The sequence below is a fragment of the Gordonia sp. PP30 genome (assembly GCF_023100845.1).
Lineage (GTDB): Bacteria > Actinomycetota > Actinomycetes > Mycobacteriales > Mycobacteriaceae > Gordonia.
This window is the reverse complement of sequence record NZ_CP095864.1, coordinates 3,893,771-3,910,708: the sequence shown is the minus strand read 5'-3', so window position 1 is coordinate 3,910,708 and position 16,938 is coordinate 3,893,771. Positions and strand designations below refer to the sequence as shown.

General features: G+C 70.4%; 20 protein-coding genes. 8 read left to right on the top strand and 12 right to left on the bottom strand.

Annotated elements, in window-relative coordinates; genetic code table 11:
- Positions 1 to 60 precede the first annotated feature (60 nt).
- Positions 61 to 381: a helix-turn-helix domain-containing protein gene (locus MYK68_RS18015; RefSeq protein ID WP_247865115.1), complete on the top strand. Its 321-nt coding sequence runs from the start codon at positions 61 to 63 to the stop codon at positions 379 to 381.
- A complete protein-coding gene (locus tag MYK68_RS18010; protein WP_247865114.1) occupies positions 374 to 1,192 on the top strand; it encodes a Clp protease N-terminal domain-containing protein in 819 nt (272 codons plus the stop codon). The genes MYK68_RS18015 and MYK68_RS18010 overlap by 8 nt, the downstream gene beginning before the upstream one ends.
- A 156-nt stretch (positions 1,193 to 1,348) precedes the next feature.
- Here MYK68_RS18010 and MYK68_RS18005 read toward each other — a convergent pair whose 3' ends face one another.
- On the bottom strand, positions 1,349 to 2,107 hold the full coding sequence (locus tag MYK68_RS18005) for a hypothetical protein (protein ID WP_247865113.1): 759 nt from the start codon (positions 2,105 to 2,107) through the stop codon (positions 1,349 to 1,351).
- Positions 2,108 to 2,135: 28 nt separating this feature from the next.
- The gene (locus MYK68_RS18000) at positions 2,136 to 3,008 is read right to left on the bottom strand and encodes a 1,4-dihydroxy-2-naphthoate polyprenyltransferase (RefSeq protein ID WP_247865112.1); all 873 of its coding nucleotides are present in this window, start codon (positions 3,006 to 3,008) and stop codon (positions 2,136 to 2,138) included.
- A 200-nt stretch (positions 3,009 to 3,208) separates the two neighbouring features.
- Between MYK68_RS18000 and MYK68_RS17995 the strand changes: the two genes are divergently transcribed.
- Entirely contained in the window at positions 3,209 to 4,714 is a 1,506-nt protein-coding gene (locus MYK68_RS17995) for an alpha/beta hydrolase family protein (RefSeq protein ID WP_247865111.1), read from the top strand.
- A 187-nt stretch (positions 4,715 to 4,901) separates the two neighbouring features.
- On the opposite strand, the gene MYK68_RS17990 is transcribed toward MYK68_RS17995, so the two are convergent.
- From MYK68_RS17990 to MYK68_RS17965, 6 genes are all read right to left on the bottom strand, one after another.
- Complete coding sequence (locus MYK68_RS17990; RefSeq protein ID WP_247865110.1) at positions 4,902 to 6,092, bottom strand: ATP-grasp domain-containing protein; 1,191 nt, start codon at positions 6,090 to 6,092, stop codon at positions 4,902 to 4,904.
- Between the two features lie 71 nt (positions 6,093 to 6,163).
- A complete protein-coding gene (gene menE / locus MYK68_RS17985; RefSeq protein ID WP_247865109.1) occupies positions 6,164 to 7,288 on the bottom strand; it encodes an o-succinylbenzoate--CoA ligase in 1,125 nt (374 codons plus the stop codon).
- A 41-nt stretch (positions 7,289 to 7,329) separates the two neighbouring features.
- Complete coding sequence (locus MYK68_RS17980; protein WP_247865108.1) at positions 7,330 to 7,695, bottom strand: DUF3349 domain-containing protein; 366 nt, start codon at positions 7,693 to 7,695, stop codon at positions 7,330 to 7,332.
- Positions 7,696 to 7,699: 4 nt separating this feature from the next.
- Positions 7,700 to 8,011: a DUF3349 domain-containing protein gene (locus MYK68_RS17975; protein WP_247865107.1), complete on the bottom strand. Its 312-nt coding sequence runs from the start codon at positions 8,009 to 8,011 to the stop codon at positions 7,700 to 7,702.
- Positions 8,012 to 8,042: 31 nt separating this feature from the next.
- A complete protein-coding gene (locus MYK68_RS17970; protein ID WP_247865106.1) occupies positions 8,043 to 8,345 on the bottom strand; it encodes a hypothetical protein in 303 nt (100 codons plus the stop codon).
- 27 nt (positions 8,346 to 8,372) lie between these two features.
- Positions 8,373 to 9,599 carry an inorganic phosphate transporter gene (locus MYK68_RS17965; protein WP_247865105.1) on the bottom strand — a complete coding sequence of 409 codons (1,227 nt, stop codon included), beginning with the start codon at positions 9,597 to 9,599 and terminating at the stop codon, positions 8,373 to 8,375.
- 266 nt (positions 9,600 to 9,865) lie between these two features.
- Here MYK68_RS17965 and MYK68_RS17960 point away from each other — a divergent pair, with 266 nt between their 5' ends.
- The 3 genes from MYK68_RS17960 (at position 9,866) to MYK68_RS17950 (ending at position 11,649) form a co-directional block, all read left to right on the top strand.
- Positions 9,866 to 10,918: an LLM class F420-dependent oxidoreductase gene (locus MYK68_RS17960; protein ID WP_371307624.1), complete on the top strand. Its 1,053-nt coding sequence runs from the start codon at positions 9,866 to 9,868 to the stop codon at positions 10,916 to 10,918.
- A 121-nt stretch (positions 10,919 to 11,039) separates the two neighbouring features.
- The gene (locus MYK68_RS17955; protein ID WP_247865103.1) at positions 11,040 to 11,495 is read left to right on the top strand and encodes an Hsp20/alpha crystallin family protein; all 456 of its coding nucleotides are present in this window, start codon (positions 11,040 to 11,042) and stop codon (positions 11,493 to 11,495) included.
- A 13-nt stretch (positions 11,496 to 11,508) separates the two neighbouring features.
- Positions 11,509 to 11,649 (top strand): hypothetical protein, encoded by a 141-nt coding sequence (locus tag MYK68_RS17950; RefSeq protein WP_247865102.1) that lies wholly within the window; start codon positions 11,509 to 11,511, stop codon positions 11,647 to 11,649.
- A gap of 59 nt (positions 11,650 to 11,708) precedes the next feature.
- On the opposite strand, the gene MYK68_RS17945 is transcribed toward MYK68_RS17950, so the two are convergent.
- Positions 11,709 to 12,200: an SRPBCC family protein gene (locus tag MYK68_RS17945; protein ID WP_247865101.1), complete on the bottom strand. Its 492-nt coding sequence runs from the start codon at positions 12,198 to 12,200 to the stop codon at positions 11,709 to 11,711.
- 11 nt (positions 12,201 to 12,211) lie between these two features.
- On the bottom strand, positions 12,212 to 13,156 hold the full coding sequence (locus MYK68_RS17940) for a 1,4-dihydroxy-2-naphthoyl-CoA synthase (protein ID WP_247865100.1): 945 nt from the start codon (positions 13,154 to 13,156) through the stop codon (positions 12,212 to 12,214).
- Positions 13,157 to 13,398: 242 nt separating this feature from the next.
- On the opposite strand from MYK68_RS17940, the gene MYK68_RS17935 reads away from it, so the two are divergent.
- Complete coding sequence (locus tag MYK68_RS17935; protein WP_247865099.1) at positions 13,399 to 14,061, top strand: PaaI family thioesterase; 663 nt, start codon at positions 13,399 to 13,401, stop codon at positions 14,059 to 14,061.
- Positions 14,062 to 14,099: 38 nt separating this feature from the next.
- On the opposite strand, the gene MYK68_RS20915 is transcribed toward MYK68_RS17935, so the two are convergent.
- The gene (locus MYK68_RS20915) at positions 14,100 to 14,240 is read right to left on the bottom strand and encodes a hypothetical protein (protein WP_502798266.1); all 141 of its coding nucleotides are present in this window, start codon (positions 14,238 to 14,240) and stop codon (positions 14,100 to 14,102) included.
- Positions 14,241 to 14,417: 177 nt separating this feature from the next.
- On the bottom strand, positions 14,418 to 15,665 hold the full coding sequence (locus MYK68_RS17925; protein ID WP_247865098.1) for a saccharopine dehydrogenase family protein: 1,248 nt from the start codon (positions 15,663 to 15,665) through the stop codon (positions 14,418 to 14,420).
- Between the two features lie 99 nt (positions 15,666 to 15,764).
- Between MYK68_RS17925 and MYK68_RS17920 the strand changes: the two genes are divergently transcribed.
- Positions 15,765 to 16,907, top strand: a complete 1,143-nt coding sequence (locus MYK68_RS17920; RefSeq protein WP_247865097.1) for a lipase family protein — start codon at positions 15,765 to 15,767, stop codon at positions 16,905 to 16,907.
- Positions 16,908 to 16,938: the final 31 nt, after the last annotated feature.

Below are 16,938 nucleotides of genomic sequence, written 5' to 3'. Positions count from 1 at the left end.
AAGTCGAGACCTCGTCAACAAATCTTGACAACGCATGGATCGTCAACATAACCTGACAACATGCACGACGACGAGAAGTTGACAGCAGCACCCGAACACCGAGTATCGGAGGGCGACCAGGTCGCCGGAGCCGCCGCGAGCGGTGATCCGGCGGTAGGCCTCGCCGCGGTCCGGGCGCTGCGGACTCTCGCCGACCGACTGGAGGACGTCCAGGTCGCGAATGCCCGCTCCCAAGGGTGGAGCTGGCAGGCGATCGCCGACATCCTGCAGATCAGCCGGCAGGCCGTGCATCAGAAGCACTCCTATCGCGAGGCCGCTCCGCGCGACCACCGCGATACCGACTCGGCCGATGAGGCCGGAAAGGACGGCAGTCATGTTTGACGCCCGTTTCAACACAGATGACCGCGTCGTGATGATGTTCGCGACGCAGGAAGCCCGCGACCTCGGACACCGGGGCCTGGGCAACGACCACCTGATCCTCGGCATGCTCGGCAACGCGCGCAGTCCGCTGTTCACGCTGCTCGGCGAGCAGGGCCTGACCCTGGACGCCGCCCGCGAGGCGGTGCGCGAGTACCACGCCGAGCACACCGAGGACCTCGACGACGCCGAGGCTGCCACCGCGGCCGACCGCTACGAGGCCGACCGCGAGGCGCTCGCCAGCATCGGCATCGATCTCGACAAGGTCCGCGCCGCGGTGGGCGACCGCTTCGGCGAGGACCTCTCCGACAGCTGGGGCGAACGACGCGGCCGGGGCCGCGGCCGCGAGGGCGACGAACGCGGACGCGGGCGCGGTCGGGGACATGCGCACGGTCGCGGACGCGGGGGTTTCGGCCCCGGCGGGCGTGGCCGCGGCTTCGGGCCCGGGTTCGAGGGCGGCCCGATCGGCGCCGGACCCGGCTTCGGGTTCGGCCCGGACGAGGACGGCCCGTGGGAGGGCGGTCGTGGACGGCGCGGCCCGCGCGGCCGCGGTGGGCGCCCCCGCTTCGGCGGCGCCACCCGTGACGCACTTCGGGGCGCGGTGCAGCTGGCCCGCGAGCGCGGTGACCGCACCATCCGCGCGGAGTACGTGCTCCTCGGGATCCTCGACGTCGCCGATCCGGCGTCGACCGCGCTGATCACCTCGGCCACCACGGTCGAAGCCCTGCGCGACGCGGTGCTGGCGAGCCTCCCCGAGGTTCCCGCCACCGCGTGATCCCCGTCGAGTCGAAGCCGGGTTCCCTTGATCGGGGCGTGGCTTCGACTCGATCTCGCCCTATCGGGCTCGGTCGGCTCAACCGGCGGGTGGCCGCGGTCGGCTCAGTCGGCGGGTGGCCGTGATCGGCTCAGCTGGCGGGTCGGCTCGATCGGCTCAGCCGGCGAGGGCGGCGTAGGCGTCGTGCAGCTGGGTCAGTGGAGCGCTGCGCAGGCTGCTCAGCGCGAACAGCCGGTCGATCTGGTTCACCTGACTCCGCGCGCACGACGCCTGGGCGGCCCGCGCGTCCGGGCTCAGCGCGGCGATCCCGTCGAGGTACGCCCGCACGAGTTCCGGCGTCGTGGCGAGCGCGACCGACGGCAGACCGAGATTCCCGCGGTTCAGATTCAGTGTCGGCCGGAAGACGAAAGCCTGAACGCGGTTCGCGGGCTGGCTGCTCGGGCCGACCGAGAAGGTGAACGTCGACCCGCCGCCGCCGGGTACCGCGTGGTCGAACGGCGTGGTGACGGTCTGCGCGGCCATGGCGGAGGACGCGTCGGTGACCGCGGACAGCTTGATCGTGTAGTCACCGTCGATCGTCTCCGCGGGTTCGGCCGTGCGGGCGTCGAGCGCCGTCGAGTCGAAGCACGGCGCGAGGCTGTACGCCTCCAGAACCGCCGTGTCGATCGACGTGGTGCGCAGGTCGTCGCCGTGATTGCGGACGGCCACGTCGAGCGGTGTGGAGGTCGCGCCCTCGGCGACGGGCCAGACCTGCGTGCTGAACGTGGTCGACGTGATCTGCACCTTGTCGCGCGAGCCGATCACCCACAGCGCGATACCCGCGGCGATCGCCGCGACCACGATCAGCACCCCGATCGCGGTCCACACCGGATGTCTGATCGCGCCCGGATCGACGCGCTTGGTGTTTCCGGTCATCGTGGTACCTCCCGGGTCGGCTCGCGGATCAGGCCAGGCCGACGGCGACTCCCGTCGCGATCGCCCATACCAGCATCGCAAGACCGGTGGTGGCGAGGGAAGGGATCAGCGCACGACCCTGTCCGCCGGTCACGATCGGCCGGACCGCGACCGCCGCGAGGGGCAGCGCAAGCAGCCCGAACAGCGCCCACCAGGTCGCGGCGGCGCCGATCCCCACGGTCACCGCGAACGGCACGACAAGCAGCACGACGAACAGGATCCGGGTCCGGCGATCACCCAGCCGCACGGCGAGCGTCACCTTGCCCGATTCGGTGTCGGTCGGGATGTCGCGCAGATTGTTCGCGACCAGCACGGCGCTGGAGAAACAGCCGATCGCGACGGCGCAGAGGACGCCGACGCCGTCGACGCTCCCGGCCACCACATACTGCGTGCCGCACACCGCGACCAGGCCGAAGAACACGAAGACCGCGATCTCGCCGAAGCCCAGGTAGCCGTACGGGCGGCTGCCGCCGGTGTAGAACCACGCGCCCAGGATGCAGAGCGCGCCGACCGCGAGCAGCCACCACGAGGTGGTCACCGAGACCGCGATACCGGCCACGGCGGCGACGCCGAGGCACACGAACGCGGCGGTCTTGACGGCTTGCGGGCTCGCCGCCCCGGAGCCGACCAGGCGGAGGGGGCCGACGCGGTCGTCGTCGGTGCCGCGGATGCCGTCCGAGTAGTCGTTGGCGAAGTTGACGCCGAGGATCAGCGCGACCGCGACCACCAGGGCCAGCGCGGCCTTCCACCACTGCACCTCGCCGACATAGGCGGCCGCCCCGGTGCCGACGACGACGGGGGCGATCGCATTCGGAAGGGTGCGGGGCCGGGCCCCTTCGATCCACTGACTCACGGTTGCCACCCGACAATCCTGTCACCGTGTCCGGGCGCCCGTCCTCGCGCCCCGACTTCTTGTGTCATCCGATGAGACGAATCCGGTAATTCATCCATTCGGGGTCTTACGGCCCTGGTGACGTCGGTGGTTTGCTCGACGCGTCAGCTGCGCGACGTCTCATCAGCCCTGTGACCGGACTCGCAGCTTCTCGTGTTGAAAGAGCTGTCGTGAATTCTCGGCCGAACCCCGCCCGGCACAATCCGGCCCGCCGCCGCCGTCTCGCCGCCTCCGCCGTCGCCTGCGGGCTGTGCCTGGGAGCGGTCACCCCGTATGCGCCGGCCGCCACGCCGTCGCCGGTGGCCGCGCTGAACGGCAACGCGAACATCGCCTGGGAGACGGGGAGTGCGGCCCCGCGCAACGGTCTCCTCGGCCAGGTGCTGGATGAGACCGGCGGGAGAGAGGCGATCGTCATCGTCACTCCCGGCACCGACGACACCGGTCTGCACCCGCGCATCGACGGCATCGTCGGCGGCCGCGCCGCCGGATACGTCCAGTACCCGGAGTCGTTCTGGCCCGTCATCGGCGGCAAGTCCGATGCCTTCCTCGGGCTGCCGTTCTTCGCGCCGACCTACCAGGACTCCCGGAAGGTCGCCGAGGACGCGAACGTCGACGTCATGCGGAAGCTGGCGGGGTACGACGGCGTCGTCGTCTACACCGGCTATTCGCAGGGCGCCGAGGCCGTCGGCAACGCGGCGGAGACGGCTCACGACTCCCTCGGCGGCAATTCGCTGATCCTGCTTATCTCCGACCCGCGCAGCCCGTGGGGTATCAAGGGCTGGGCCGCCGCTCTGCCTCTCGGCAATCTGTGGCTGTCGCCGGTCCTCGGTGCGATCGGCATCGACGACAACGGCGCGCGCAATCCTGCGGACACCGGTGACGTGCAGGTGATCTCGGTGATCGTCCAGGGCGATCCGGTCGCTGACTTCCAGTGGGTCTGGTATCGCCCGGTGTCGTCGCTGCTGGTCGACGCCGCCGGCTTTTTGACGATCCACTCGCCCGGCGACGGCCCGTACGGTCACCTCGACGGCACCCCCGGCGAGAACGGCATCGTGCTGGTGACCGGTGGTCCGGAGATGCTGCACAGCACCGACGGCAAGACCGCCTATGCCGTCTACGACACATACCACCCGCTCGCGCTGCTGATGGCGACGGTCTACGACGGTCTCGGCATCGAGTACACGCGGGCCGACCTGGAGAAGTGGGACAAAGCCGCCGAGACGTTCTATCCGATGACCGACGTCAAGGACAAGACACCGTACGGCGGGATCTCGATCGACGGCGGGAACGGCGGTCTGCAGGCCACCGCCCCGACCGCCGCCGCCCCGGTGACCCAGACGGCGTCGCTGCGGTCGGCCGGTGCGGCGGACTCCGAGATTCAGGCGGCCGGCGACGGCACGGACGACGCGTCGTCGTACATCGGCAAACACCGGCAGGACCGGATGGCCGACCGGGGGACTCCCGGCGACCACTACCGGGGCCGCCACCGCGCCGAGCCGCCCGCGGCGCCGGCGCCGAGTCCCGAACCGCAGCCCGCGCCCGAACCCCAGCCCGAGCCGCAGACCCAGCCCGAACCGCAGACCCGGCTCGAAGTGCCGGGCAGTGGCGTGCCGGACGCGACGGTGGACCGGCCCAGTACGACGGCCACCGCGACCGACACGGGCCTCTCCGAGTAGACGGATTCCGTCCCCCACACGGTTTCCGTTCCGCCCGTCGCACCAGACCAACGGGTGGAACGGAAACCGTGTGCCGGAACGGAATGCGGGTGGTGGGACGGAATGCGGCCACGTGAACAGACTCCGGCCCCCACCGTCCAGGACGATGGGGGCCGGAGTGGTCTCGTGCTCGCGGGACCGGCGGGGGTTAGGTCAGGGACGAGCCGTCGTACAGGATGTCGAAGAACTGCGCGGCGACCAGCTGCTCCTTGCTGCGCTCGGCGCCGGCGGCCTTGCGGTAGGCGAGGACGTGGCGCAGGCTCAGCGCCGAGTAGATCAGCGGCATGTGGTCCTTGCGCTGGTCGTACACGCCCTTGGCGCCCTTGGCCGCGGCGAAGTCGGCCTTCGCGCGGCTCGGGTGCAGGATCGCATCGCGCAGCACCGCGGCCTTGATCATCTTCTTGCGGCCGCCGGGGACCACGACCAGTCCGTTCGGGTCGAACAGCGCGGTGTTGAACTCGTCGGCGGTGGCGACGGTGCAGCCGGCGGTGGGCCGTGGGTTGCATTCGACCATGTAGTGGGTGCCGTCCGCGGTCGCCAGGTAGTCCATGCTGATCTGGCCGGTCCAGTTCAGTTCCTTGGCGATCTTCTGCACCGCTTCCAGGGACTCCGGGGAGTCGACGGACTCGAACACGATGCCGCCGCGGTCGTCGATCGCGAGCGGATGGCGGTAGCACGAATGCAGCACCACTTCACCCTCGTGCACGACGCTCCAGCTGCACCGGTCCTCGCCGACCAGGAACTCCTGCACCAGCCACGGGTCGTCCGCGGTGGGCTTGATGTCCTCGACGGCGGTCTCGCCGGCCAGCGGGCCGTAGTTGGTGATGATGTCCAGGCCGCCGCGGCCGAAGGTGGCGCGCGCGAACCAGTGCTCCCAGCGCTGGGTCGCCGCCACGAACTCCTCGGGGCTGCTGCACACGATGGTCTCGGCGACGTGCAGGTCGAGGCGCTTGCACAGCTCGGCGAAACGCGACTTGTCGTTCACCTCGAGCAGCGCGTCGAGCTGAGGGAAGAAGAAGTTGACGTCGGGGCGGCCCGCTTCCAGCTTCTCCCGGTTGGCGGCGAGGTAGAAGACCTCCTCGAACATCGGCAGCACCCAGTCGATGCGGTGCTGGTCGATGATCCGCGCGACGTCGTCGACGAACGCCTCCGGCTCCTGGGTGGGCGGTGCGGTGATGATCGCCTCGCTCACGCCCTTGGAGTGCATGCCGGGCGACTCACGGAAGGTGTCCGTCGCGATGAGGAAGTGTCCCTTCTCCTCACCGAGCTTGTGGATCTCGTCGACGGCGAACGGCATACGGGCGCTGGTCGCGAGGATGCGGGGGAATTCAGATGCCATGAGGTCAATCTAACAGGGCGAACGTCCCTGTTCGGGGCTCGTGGCACGACCTGATCGGGTGGACCCGGAATTCACCCTTTTCTGGCACAAAAGCGTTGCCGGAGAGCTCGCCGATCGACCTTTCCCGGACCGCGCACGGGGAGTTCGTCGACGACGACGACGTGCCGCGGCGCCGCGTACCGATCCAGCCGGGCTGCGACGGCGTGCCGCATCTCGTCGGCCGACGGCGCCGTGCCGTCGGGTACGACGGCCACCGCGATGGCCTCGCCGAGTCGCTCGTCGGGCACGCCGAACACCGCGCAGTGCGCGACGCCGGGGAGCGCGTCGATCACCGCCTCCACCACCTGCGGCACCACGGTGAGGCCGCCGGTGGAGATCGCCTCGTCGGCGCGGCCGACGATGGACAGCACGCCGTCGTCGATGGTGCCGAGGTCGTCGGTGCGGAACCACCCGGCTTCGGCGAAGGCCGGGTGCCCGGGCAGGTTGCGGTAGCCCCGCGCGAGCGTGGCGCCGCCCAGTTCGACACGGCCGGTCCCGTCCGGGGCCGGCTCGGCGATGCGCATGAGGGCGCCCGGCAACGGCACGCCGTCGTACACGCAGCCGCCCGCCGTCTCGCTCATCCCGTACGTCCGCACGATGGGCAGACCGGCCGCCACGGCGGCGTTCCGGAGCGGTGCGGGCGTGGCCGCCCCGCCGATCAGGATGGCGTCGAGGCCGGCAAGCGCACGGGTGGCCTCTGGGTCGCCCAGGGCCTTGCCGAGCTGCAACGGGACCAGGGAGGTGTATCGGCGGGGACCGGTCATCGCGTCGATCGCGGCGGGCAGGACGGCGGGATCGAAGCCGCCGCTGAGGTCGAGCACCACGGGATCGTACCCGGCGGCGAGGGAACGCAGGAGCACCTGCAGCCCGGCGATGTGGTGCGGCGGCAGCGCCAGCAGCCACGATCCGGGCCCGCCGAGCGCGGCGGCGGTGCCGTCGGCGGAGGCGTGCAGCGAGGCGGCCGTGTGCACGGCGCCCTTCGGGGTGCCGGTGGAACCGGAGGTGGAGACGACGAGCGCGGCGTCGCCGTCGATCTGCTGCCGCGCGCCGAGCGTATCGGCGAGCATGCGGGCGGTGCGGTCGTCGCCGGCGGGTACCGGGAGGTAGGCCGCGGTGCCGTCCAGCAGAGACGACAACTCCCGCCGTACGTCGAGCACGGCGGGAGTCGGGGACAGCGGCAGAACCTGCAGACTGCGGGTCAGGGCTCGTCCTTCGGGTCCGGGGCGTCGGAGGCGGCGCCGGGGTGGAGTGGCTGGGCGAGCGGCGCGTCGTCGAACGGCCAGCCCGCGGTTTCCAGCGTAGTCCGCACCCGGGCGATGTCCTCGTCCCGAGGCACCTCGTCGGTGATCCGGGAGATCGCGACCCCGGTGTCGATCCGGTCGATCGTGTCGTCGGACGACGCGTCCACGCTGAGCCGCGCGGCCACGTCGCTGATCTCGTCGACGGTCAGCTGGCGGCGAAGCAGGGCGAACAGCGGGACGTAGTCGTGCTCCGGCACCCCGTTCGGATAGCCCTTGCGCAGCCAGGCGACCACCGACGAGAGCTTGCTGGAGATCTCCGGCATGTGATCAGCCGGGCTGTCCGACGCGCATGTCGAGCGGCCAGCCGGCCGCGGCGAGACGTGCCGCGACCTGATTGACTTCGTCCTGGGACGGGTGCGAGTCGGTCACCGCGGCGATCGCCGCGGCGACGTCGTCGCGGGTGGTCGGGGACTCCGGGTCGCGCGACAGCGCGAGCGCGAGCACCACGTCGGTCAGTTCGCTCTCGTCGAGGATCGGCGTGAGGAGGGCGAACAGCGGCGGGTAGTCCTTGGGCGGGATACCCTCGGGGTAGCCGCTGCGGAGCCAGTTGATGACGTTCTCGAAGACGTTCGAAGCCATGGGGTCAGATGGCCTTCCGTGTCGGGATGGATTACTTGTACGCGCCGGCGGGGAAGATCTTCACGTCGAAGTGGTGGTAGATGGTCTGCCGGGTGATCCAGAGGATCCCGAGCAGGATCACCGCGGCGACGATGATGTAGAGCAGGTACCCGAGGTACTTCAGCGCGGGGTTCGGCGCGGTGAGGGCGCCGGTGGCATCCTCGCCGCCCTCACCCGCGGCGACGCAGCGCATGCCGACGGCGAACAGGGCGGGTAGGCCGGCGCCGAGCACCAGACCCACGGCCAGGACCTGGGCGATCGCCTGGCCGATGGCGGCGAAATCGATTCCAAACATTGTTCTTCTCTGCCTTTCGGTTCCGGGTCAGGCCTGCTGCTTGGGCTCGATGTCGACCACGTCGGTCTCGATCGCGGCCGGGACCGGCGAGTTGGTGGTGTCGTCCCATTCGGCGTTGACGTTGCTGGAGTCGACCTTCTGCTGCTGGGCGCGCCACCACATCCAGCCGGAGAGCGCGGCGAGGATGACGAAGATCGTGATGGCACCCGCGGCGCCGCCGATCGAGTGGGCGATCCAGAACGAGACCGCACCGACCACCGCGGCGGCCGGGAGCGTGGTGAGCCAGGCGAGGGCCATGCGGCCGGCGACGCCCCAGCGGACCTCCGCGCCCTTGCGGCCCAGGCCGCTGCCGAGGATCGAGCCGGTGGCGACGTGGGTGGTCGAGAGCGCCATGCCGGCGGCCGACGAGGTCAGGATGATCGCGGCCGACGACGCCTCGGCGGCCATACCCTGCGGGGCGCTGATCTCGACCAGGCCCTTGCCCAGGGTGCGGATGATGCGCCAGCCGCCGAGGTAGGTACCGAGCGCGATGGCGGCGGCGCAGCTGCCGATGACCCAGAGCGGCAGGCCCTTGTCGGCGATGTCGGGATCGAGGTGGCCGGTCACGATGAGGCCGAGGGCGATCACGCCCATCGTCTTCTGCGCGTCACCGGTGCCGTGGGCGAGCGAGACGAGCGAGGCCGTCGCGATCTGGCCGTGGCGGAAGTTCGCTTCCTTGCGGCTCTCGGAGATCTTCTTGGTGATCGCGTAGATCGCCATGGTGCCGACCGAGGCGACGATGCAGGCGATGACCGGGGCGAGGATCGCCGGGACGATCACCTTGCCGACGATGCCGTTCCAGTTGATGCTGACGCTGGCGGCGAGGCCCGAGCCGATGAGGCCGCCGAACAGGGCGTGCGACGAACTCGACGGGAGACCGAGGAGCCAGGTCAGGATGTTCCAGATGATGGCGCCGACCAGGCCCGCGGAGATGATGGTGAGGGCGATCTGCGGACCGCCGACCTGGCTGCTGAGTTCGGACGGATTGGAGGGGAGGTTCAGCACGCCCTTGGTGACCGTGGTGGCCACCTCGACGGAGAGGAATGCGCCGACCAGGTTGAGGATCGCCGCGATGGTGACCGCGACCTTGGGCTTGAGGGCGCCGGTGGCGATCGACGTCGCCATGGCATTGCCGGTGTCGTGAAAACCGTTGGTGAAGTCGAATCCGAGTGCTGTCACGATCAGCAGCACGAGGATCAGAGTTTCTGCGCTCATATCGACAACTATGAGGCCTCGCGGGCCGGATGCGTCAATTTTCGGCTAACCCGGGACTAAGGTCTTGACCTGGGGGTTTCCTGAGGATTCAGGGTGGTTCACGAAGTGTTTACCTTCCGGTCGACAAGGTTTTCCGATCGCGGGTGAACGGCTCCGGACGGGCAATTAACGGACGGTGAACTATCGGTGGCGCAGCGGTGGTTTCCGGGAGTGGCGACCGCTCCCTCGGGTCACTCGCCGCGGGTGGCAGAATGCGGGCCATGACGATGACACTCGGGATGCCCATCAACTACGCGGGTGACTTCCGCGAGACCATCGACCACCTTCGCGACTTCGAGTCCGTCGGCGTCCGGCGGGTCACCGTCCCCGAGGCGTACAGCTTCGACGCGGTCTCGCAGCTCGGCTACATCGCCGCCCGCACCGACTCGATGGAGTTGCAGTCCGGCATTCTGCCGCTCTTCTCGCGCACGCCCACCAATCTCGCCATGACGGCGGCCGGCCTGGACTACATCTCCGGGGGCCGCGCGATCCTCGGGATCGGCGCCTCCGGCCCGCAGGTGATCGAGGGCTTCCACGGCGTCAAGTACGACCATCCGCTCGGCCGGGCCCGCGAGACCGCCGAGATCTGCCGGAAGGTCTGGCGGCGCGAGCGGCTCGAGTACGACGGCCGGGACTACCACCTGCCGCTCACCCCGGAGCACGGCGGCAGCGGCCTCGGCAAGGCGCTGAAGATCATCAACCACCCGGTGCGCGAACGCATCCCGATGCTGCTCGCCGCGATCGGCCCCAAGAACGTCGAGCTGGCCGCGGAGCTGTTCGAGGAGTTCCAGCCATTCCTGTTCCATCCCGACTACGTCGAGGCCGCCTTCGGTCCCGCGCTCGCGGCCGGTGCCGCCAAGCGCGATCCGGAGCTCGGGCCGCTGCGGATCGTCGTGCAGGCCTCGGCGCTGATCTCCGAGGACTCCGAGCAGATCGACCGCGCGCTGGCGGCCGTCCGGCACCATGCCGCGCTGTACATCGGCGGCATGGGCGCCCGGGGCAAGAACTTCTACAACGCGCTGGTGCAGCGCTACGGATACGTCGACGAGGCCCGGCTCATCCAGGACCTCTATCTCGACGGGCGCAAGGACGAGGCCGCCGCGGCGGTGCCCGACGATCTGGTGCGCGCGATGAGCCTGATCGGGCCGAAGAGCGTGGTCGCCGAACGCGTTGAGGCCTTCCGCGGCGCCGGCGTCGGGGTGCTGCTGGCCTCCCCGGCCGCCCCGACGCACGCCGAGCGGGTCGAGACCATGCGGGTGCTCGCGGAACTGGCGGGATAACTTTCGGCGGATTGGTAATGGCGCGGGGCGTGCCGAATCGGTTAAAATAGTTGTTGCACAGATCAGATGGCTGCCTGGCAAGCAGTAGTCAGGCAGCTCGCAGTTCGAGGAGGTGTCTACTGTGCTTCGATTCGATCCGTTCACGGAACTTGATGCGCTCAGCCGGTACCTGCAGAGCAGTGACCGCGGAACCGCGGCGTCGGCGCCGCGGTTCATGCCGATGGATCTCTGCAAGGTCGATGACCACTATCTGCTGACGGCCGATCTGCCCGGCGCCGATCCCGGCTCGATCGACGTGAGCGTGGACAACGGCGTGCTCACCATCTCGGCCCGCCGCACCGCCCGGATGACCGAGTCCGAGCACGCCCAGTGGCTCGCGACCGAGCGGTTCTCCGGCGTCTACCGGCGGCAGCTGTCCCTTGGAGAGGGGATCGACCCAGCGAAGATCAGCGCGCAGTACACCAACGGTGTGCTCACAGTGACGATCCCGCTCGCCGAGGTCGCCAAGCCCCGCAAGATCGCCGTCGACCACGTCGATGCGCCGCGTGAGATCAGCGCGGCGGCCGGAGCCGAGTGAGGAGGTGATCGTCGTGCCTGAGGAAGTCGTGCTCTCGTCGCTGCCGGCCGAGGTCGATGCTATCGACTGGCTCGACCAGAGGCTGGAGGCGGAGTTCGACGACGACGCCTACGAGCACGCGCCGGCCGGTCCGCCAACGGCCGTCGCCGCCTGATCGCCGGTGCCAGGCCGCCCCCGCCACCCGGCGGGGGCGGCCTGGCTTCGGTGCGGCGGTCAGTCGAACAGCGCCGCGAGGTGATCGAGGTTGGACTCCATGCCGTGCCGCCAGACGCCGAGCCGCTGCTCGACGATCCGGCCCTCCTTCTCCGGCATCCGTGCGACGAATCCGGCGAGCGGCGACTCGCCGTCGCCGATCTTGGCCCACTGCCGGACCAGACTGCCGTCGCGAGCGGGTTCGACCTCGAAACCCCAGTAGGCCCACGGCTCGGCCGCCTCCGGGCCGACCGACCACACCCAGCGGCGGCCGGGATCCACCTCGGTGACCGTCGAGACGGTGTGCCACTCGCCGAGGTCGTCGTTGGCGTTGCGGCCCCCGAACCGGGCGCCGACCGCGACGGACGACGCGCCGTCGAGCCACTGCACTTCCTGCAACTCGCCGGCGGCGCGGACCGGGAGTTCGATGTCGGTCACCAGCTCCCAGGCCCGCTCGGGAGGGCAGGGGAGTCTGCGGGTCACCTCGACGGTGGGATTGTCGCGCAGGCGCACGGACGTTCCTCTCAGTAGAAGTACGGATAGTCGTCCCAGTTCGGCGGACGCTTCTCCAGGAAGGCGTCGCGGCCCTCGACGGCCTCGTCGGTCATGTACGCCAGGCGGGTGGCCTCGCCCGCGAACACCTGCTGGCCCATCAGGCCGTCGTCGGTGAGATTGAACGCGAACTTGAGCATGCGCTGCGCGGTCGGCGACTTGCCGTTGATCTTCCGCGCCCAGTCGATCGCGGTGTTCTCCAGCTCGGCGTGGTCGGCGACGCGGTTCACCGCGCCCATCGCATGCATGGTCTCGGCGTCGTAGTCCTCGCCGAGGAAGAAGATCTCGCGCGCGAACTTCTGGCCGACCTGCTTGGCCAGGTAGGCGCTGCCGTACCCGGCGTCGAAGCTGCCGACGTCGGCGTCGGTCTGCTTGAACCGGGCGTGTTCGCGGGAGGCGAGGGTCAGGTCGCACACCACGTGCAGCGAATGACCGCCGCCGGCCGCCCAGCCGTTGACCACGGCGATCACCACCTTGGGCATGGTGCGGATCAGGCGCTGCACCTCCAGGATGTGCAGCCGCCCGCCCTCGGCCTTCGCGCGGGCCTCGTCCACCGAGTCGACGGTCGCGGCCTCGACATCGCTGTCGTGCGCGGTGGCGTACTGGTAGCCGCTGCGCCCGCGGATGCGCTGGTCGCCGCCGCTGCAGAAGGCCCAGCCACCGTCCTTCGGGCTGGGGCCGTTGCCGGTCAGCAGCACGGTGCCGATGTCGGGGGAGCGTCGTGCGTGATCGAGGGTGCGGTACAGCTCGTCGACCGTGTGCGGCCGGAACGCGTTGCGGACCTCGGGCCGGTCGAAGGCGATCCGGACGATCCCGTTCGCCCGGCCCTCCCCGGTGTGCCGGTGATAGGTGAGGTCGGTGAGGTCGGCGAAGCCGGGGACGGTCTTCCACTGCTGCGGATCGAACGGCGAAGTCATGAGCCCGAGCCTATTACGGATCCGAGAGCGGGCCCGCGACCTCCCGTCGGCCGAGCGACCTCCCCGTCGGCCGGGCGTCCTCCGGCGGCCGAGCGTCCTCCCGTCGGCTGAGCGTCCTCCTGCCGGCTGAGCGTCCTCCCGCCGGCCGAGCGTCCTCCTGCCGGCTGAGCGTCCTCCCGCCGGCTGAGCTTGTCGAAGCCCCCCGAGTGTGCGCTCGGTCGCAGCCGGGTTACGTTGTTTCGATGAAGGGTGCACCCGCCGACGACAACTGGCATGCCGCGCAGTCCGAGGAGGAATCGCCGCACGCCGGTGGTTTCCGCGCGAAGATCGACATCACGACCGAGCGGGGCGGCCCCCGGTACGGGGAACTGATCGAGCAGGTGCGCACCTTCATGGACAAGGTCCGCTACGCCTGCCCGACCCCCGAACTGGCCGACGAGATTATCGACGATCTCAAGGGCTTCAACGCCAAACTCGACACCATGCTCGTCGACGAGTGGACCAGCCCCTCGGGCACCCGCATCGACCTGCCCGCGCGCGGCAACATCACCCTGCCGCCGTACGAGGTGATCGACGGCGGCGCCCACGGTGTCACCGCCACGATCACCTTCCGGCCGTATCACCTGGGCGGCAACAACGTCGCGCACGGCGGTCAGGTCGCCATCGCCTTCGACGACCTCGGCGGCATGGCGGGCGCCCTGCACGTGCTCGGACTCTGCCGCACCGCGTATCTGACGGTGAACTACCGCTCGCTCACGCCGCTGCTGACCCCGCTGACCCTGAAGACCTGGGTCGCCGAACGGGACGGCCGCAAACTCTTCGTCAAGGGCACCCTGCACGACGGCGACCGCCTCTGCGCCGAACTCGACTCTCTCTTCATCGCCCTGAAACCCGGTCAGGCGTAGGCCGACGACGCCGATCCATCCGCGCACGCACCGGGCGATCAGCTCTCGGCGGAAAGCGTCCTGATGGGCACGGCGGGGGATCCCACCGCGACGACGTGATCGGGCAGGTCGCGCACCACCACGCTGCCCGCCCCGACCACGGTGTTGCGGCCGATCGTGACACCGGCCCCCACCGTCACGCTGGAGCCCAGCCAGCAGTTGTCGCCGATCGTGATCGGCGCGGTGCGCTCGTAGCCCTCGCGGCGGAGCCGATGATCCTCGATCGGGTGCAGCGCGGTCGCGAGGACGGCCGACGGGCCGATCCGGACGCGGTCGCCGAGAGCAGGGCGCGCACATTGTCGTGCATCGGCGAGGCGCTACGTCAATTCGTGGACCTCGAGGACGAAGCCCGCCTCCCGCAGACGCTCGATCAGGACGTCGCCCATCGCGACGGCCGGGGTCAGCGCGCCGGCGCGGTCCGGCAGCTTGTCGCGGTCCAGGGCGAGCGCCAGGGCGGACTCACCGAGCATCACCGCGGTGGCCTTGTAGCCGGGATCGCCTTCGGCGCGCATCTGCGAGCGGAACCGTCGTCCGTCGCTGGTCCGGGTGAAGGTCTGGGTGGTGAAGTGCCCGGCTTCCCGGGCCCGCTCGCTCGGGCCCTCGCCGGGCTTGGGCAGGACGCGGTCGAGCACCGCCCGGGTGGGGCGGAAGCTGAGCGCGGCCAGCCCGATTCCGGTGCCCACCGCGACGGCGCCGGCCGTCAGCGTGGAGAGCACCGGGAGGCGGCCGACGTTCATGGTCTCCTGGTATCGGAAACCGGGGCCGTAGGCGTCGTCCAGCAGCGCGTTGGACCGGCGGACCACCCGGGTGTTGTACGACGACATGAAGAACGGGGCCAGCGTGCCGCTCAGCGACGGGTCCACCTTCTTGGCGTCGACCGGCGAGAGGTCGCTGGGTTCGGAGCCCGGTCCCGCGTGCTCGAGTCGGCCAGGCCCGGCCGACAGGGCGCGGGGATTCATCAGCAGGCGGCGCTGTTCGGGGTCCCGGGCCTGTTCGGCGATCACCCGCATCGAGTCGACGGTGCCGCCGGACACCGCGCCGCGGAACGATTCGAGCACCATCGTGGTCTCGCCGAGCGTCCCCGCGCCGGCCTCCTTGACCGCCTCGTAGAGCATGTAGGCGCCGAGATCGGAGGGCACCGAGTCGAACCCGCAGGAGTTCACGATCCGGGCGCCGGTGCCCTGCGCGAGCTCGTCGGCCTTGTCGATAGTGAACCGGGTGAACGGCACCTCGCCGGTGAGATCGACGTAGTCGGTGCCCGCCGACGCGGCCGCGATCACCAGGTTCTCGCCGTAGCGCAGGTACGGGCCGACGGTGGTGCAGACCACCTGGGTGCGTGCGCACATCGCGTCGAGCGAGGCGGGCGAATCCGAGTCGGCGACCACGAGCGGCCACCCCGCGGCCCGCTCCGGGAGACGACGGCGCACCGCCGCCAGCTTGGTCTCGTTGCGGCCGGCCAGCGCGATCCGGGCGCCGCCCGGAGCCTGCTCGGCCAGATAGCGGGCGGTCAGCTCGCCGACGAAACCGGTGGCTCCATAGACGATGACGTCGAATTCACGGCTCATACCCCCGACCCTATGGCATGGCGCTACCGATCGGTACAGATGTGGATCGGCGCGATCACGCCGGTGTCGGTTCGCGTCGAGGCGGCCTACTCTTCAGATATGCGATCCCGCTTGTTCGCCCTGTTCGGTTCGCTCCTCCTCGTCGCCGGCCTGCTCGCGGGCTGGCCGGCGCCGGGCGCCCGGGCGGCGACCGGCGACGGTGCGGTGCTCTCCACCGCCCCGGTGCCCGCGGTGATGCTGCCCACCGGGGCGGCCCGCGCGGTCAAGATCCGCTATCAGACCAGGAACCAGGCGGGCCGGCGGGCGGAGGCCGAGGGGATCGTCTACTACCCGCACGGAACCCCGCCGCCCGGCGGCTGGAAGGTGGTGTCGTGGGCGCACGGCACCAGCGGGATCGCCCCGAAGTGCGCGCCCAGCAACTACACCGGCGCGGAGCAGGACCGGTTGCAGCCGAGTATCGCCGCCGCCCTGGCACGCGGATACGTGGTCACCGCCTCCGACTTCATCGGGATGTCCGGGACCCCGGGCACCGAGTACCTGGCCGGGCGCTCGGTCGCCTACAACGTGATCGACATGGTGCGCGCGGCCCGTAACGACGACCCGACGATCGGCAAGCGGTGGGCCTCGCTCGGCCACTCGCAGGGCGGGCATGCGGCGCTCTGGGCGTCGTACCTGGCCGACGACTACGCCCCCGGACTCCGCGACGTGGGCACCGTGGCGCTGGCCCCGGCCAACCAGCTCGAAACGCTGATCCCGCTGCTCGGGCAGCCCGCCATCCCGAACATCGGTCCGCTCAATCGCACCGCGACCTTCGCGCTCTACCTGCTCGACGGCCTCAACCACGCCCGTCCGGGGCTGCACGCGCTGAATCGGCTGTCCCCGCGCGGCCGGTACTGGCTGGGGCGGGCCCGCACCGAATGCGTGTCCGAGATGACGCAGGCCCTCCAGAACGTCCCGCCGGGCACCCTGTTCGCCCGCCCTCTGGGTGACCCGCCGATCGGCGACGCCCTGCGGGACTATGCCGCCATCCCGGTCGAGGGCTGGCAGCGGGCGCGGCCGATCCTCATCAATCAGGGACTGACCGACACCGTCGTGCTGCCGCCGACCACGGCCCTGCTCACCGCGCAGTTGCAGCACGGCGGTGCGCGTGTGACCACGCGGACCTACCCGGGCGACCACAACGCGGTGCTGGCCGAGTCGATGACCGACACCTTCCGGGCGATCGACGGCTACTTCCGCTGAGTGCGCCGTCGGCCGGGCCGGCGCCTCTCGA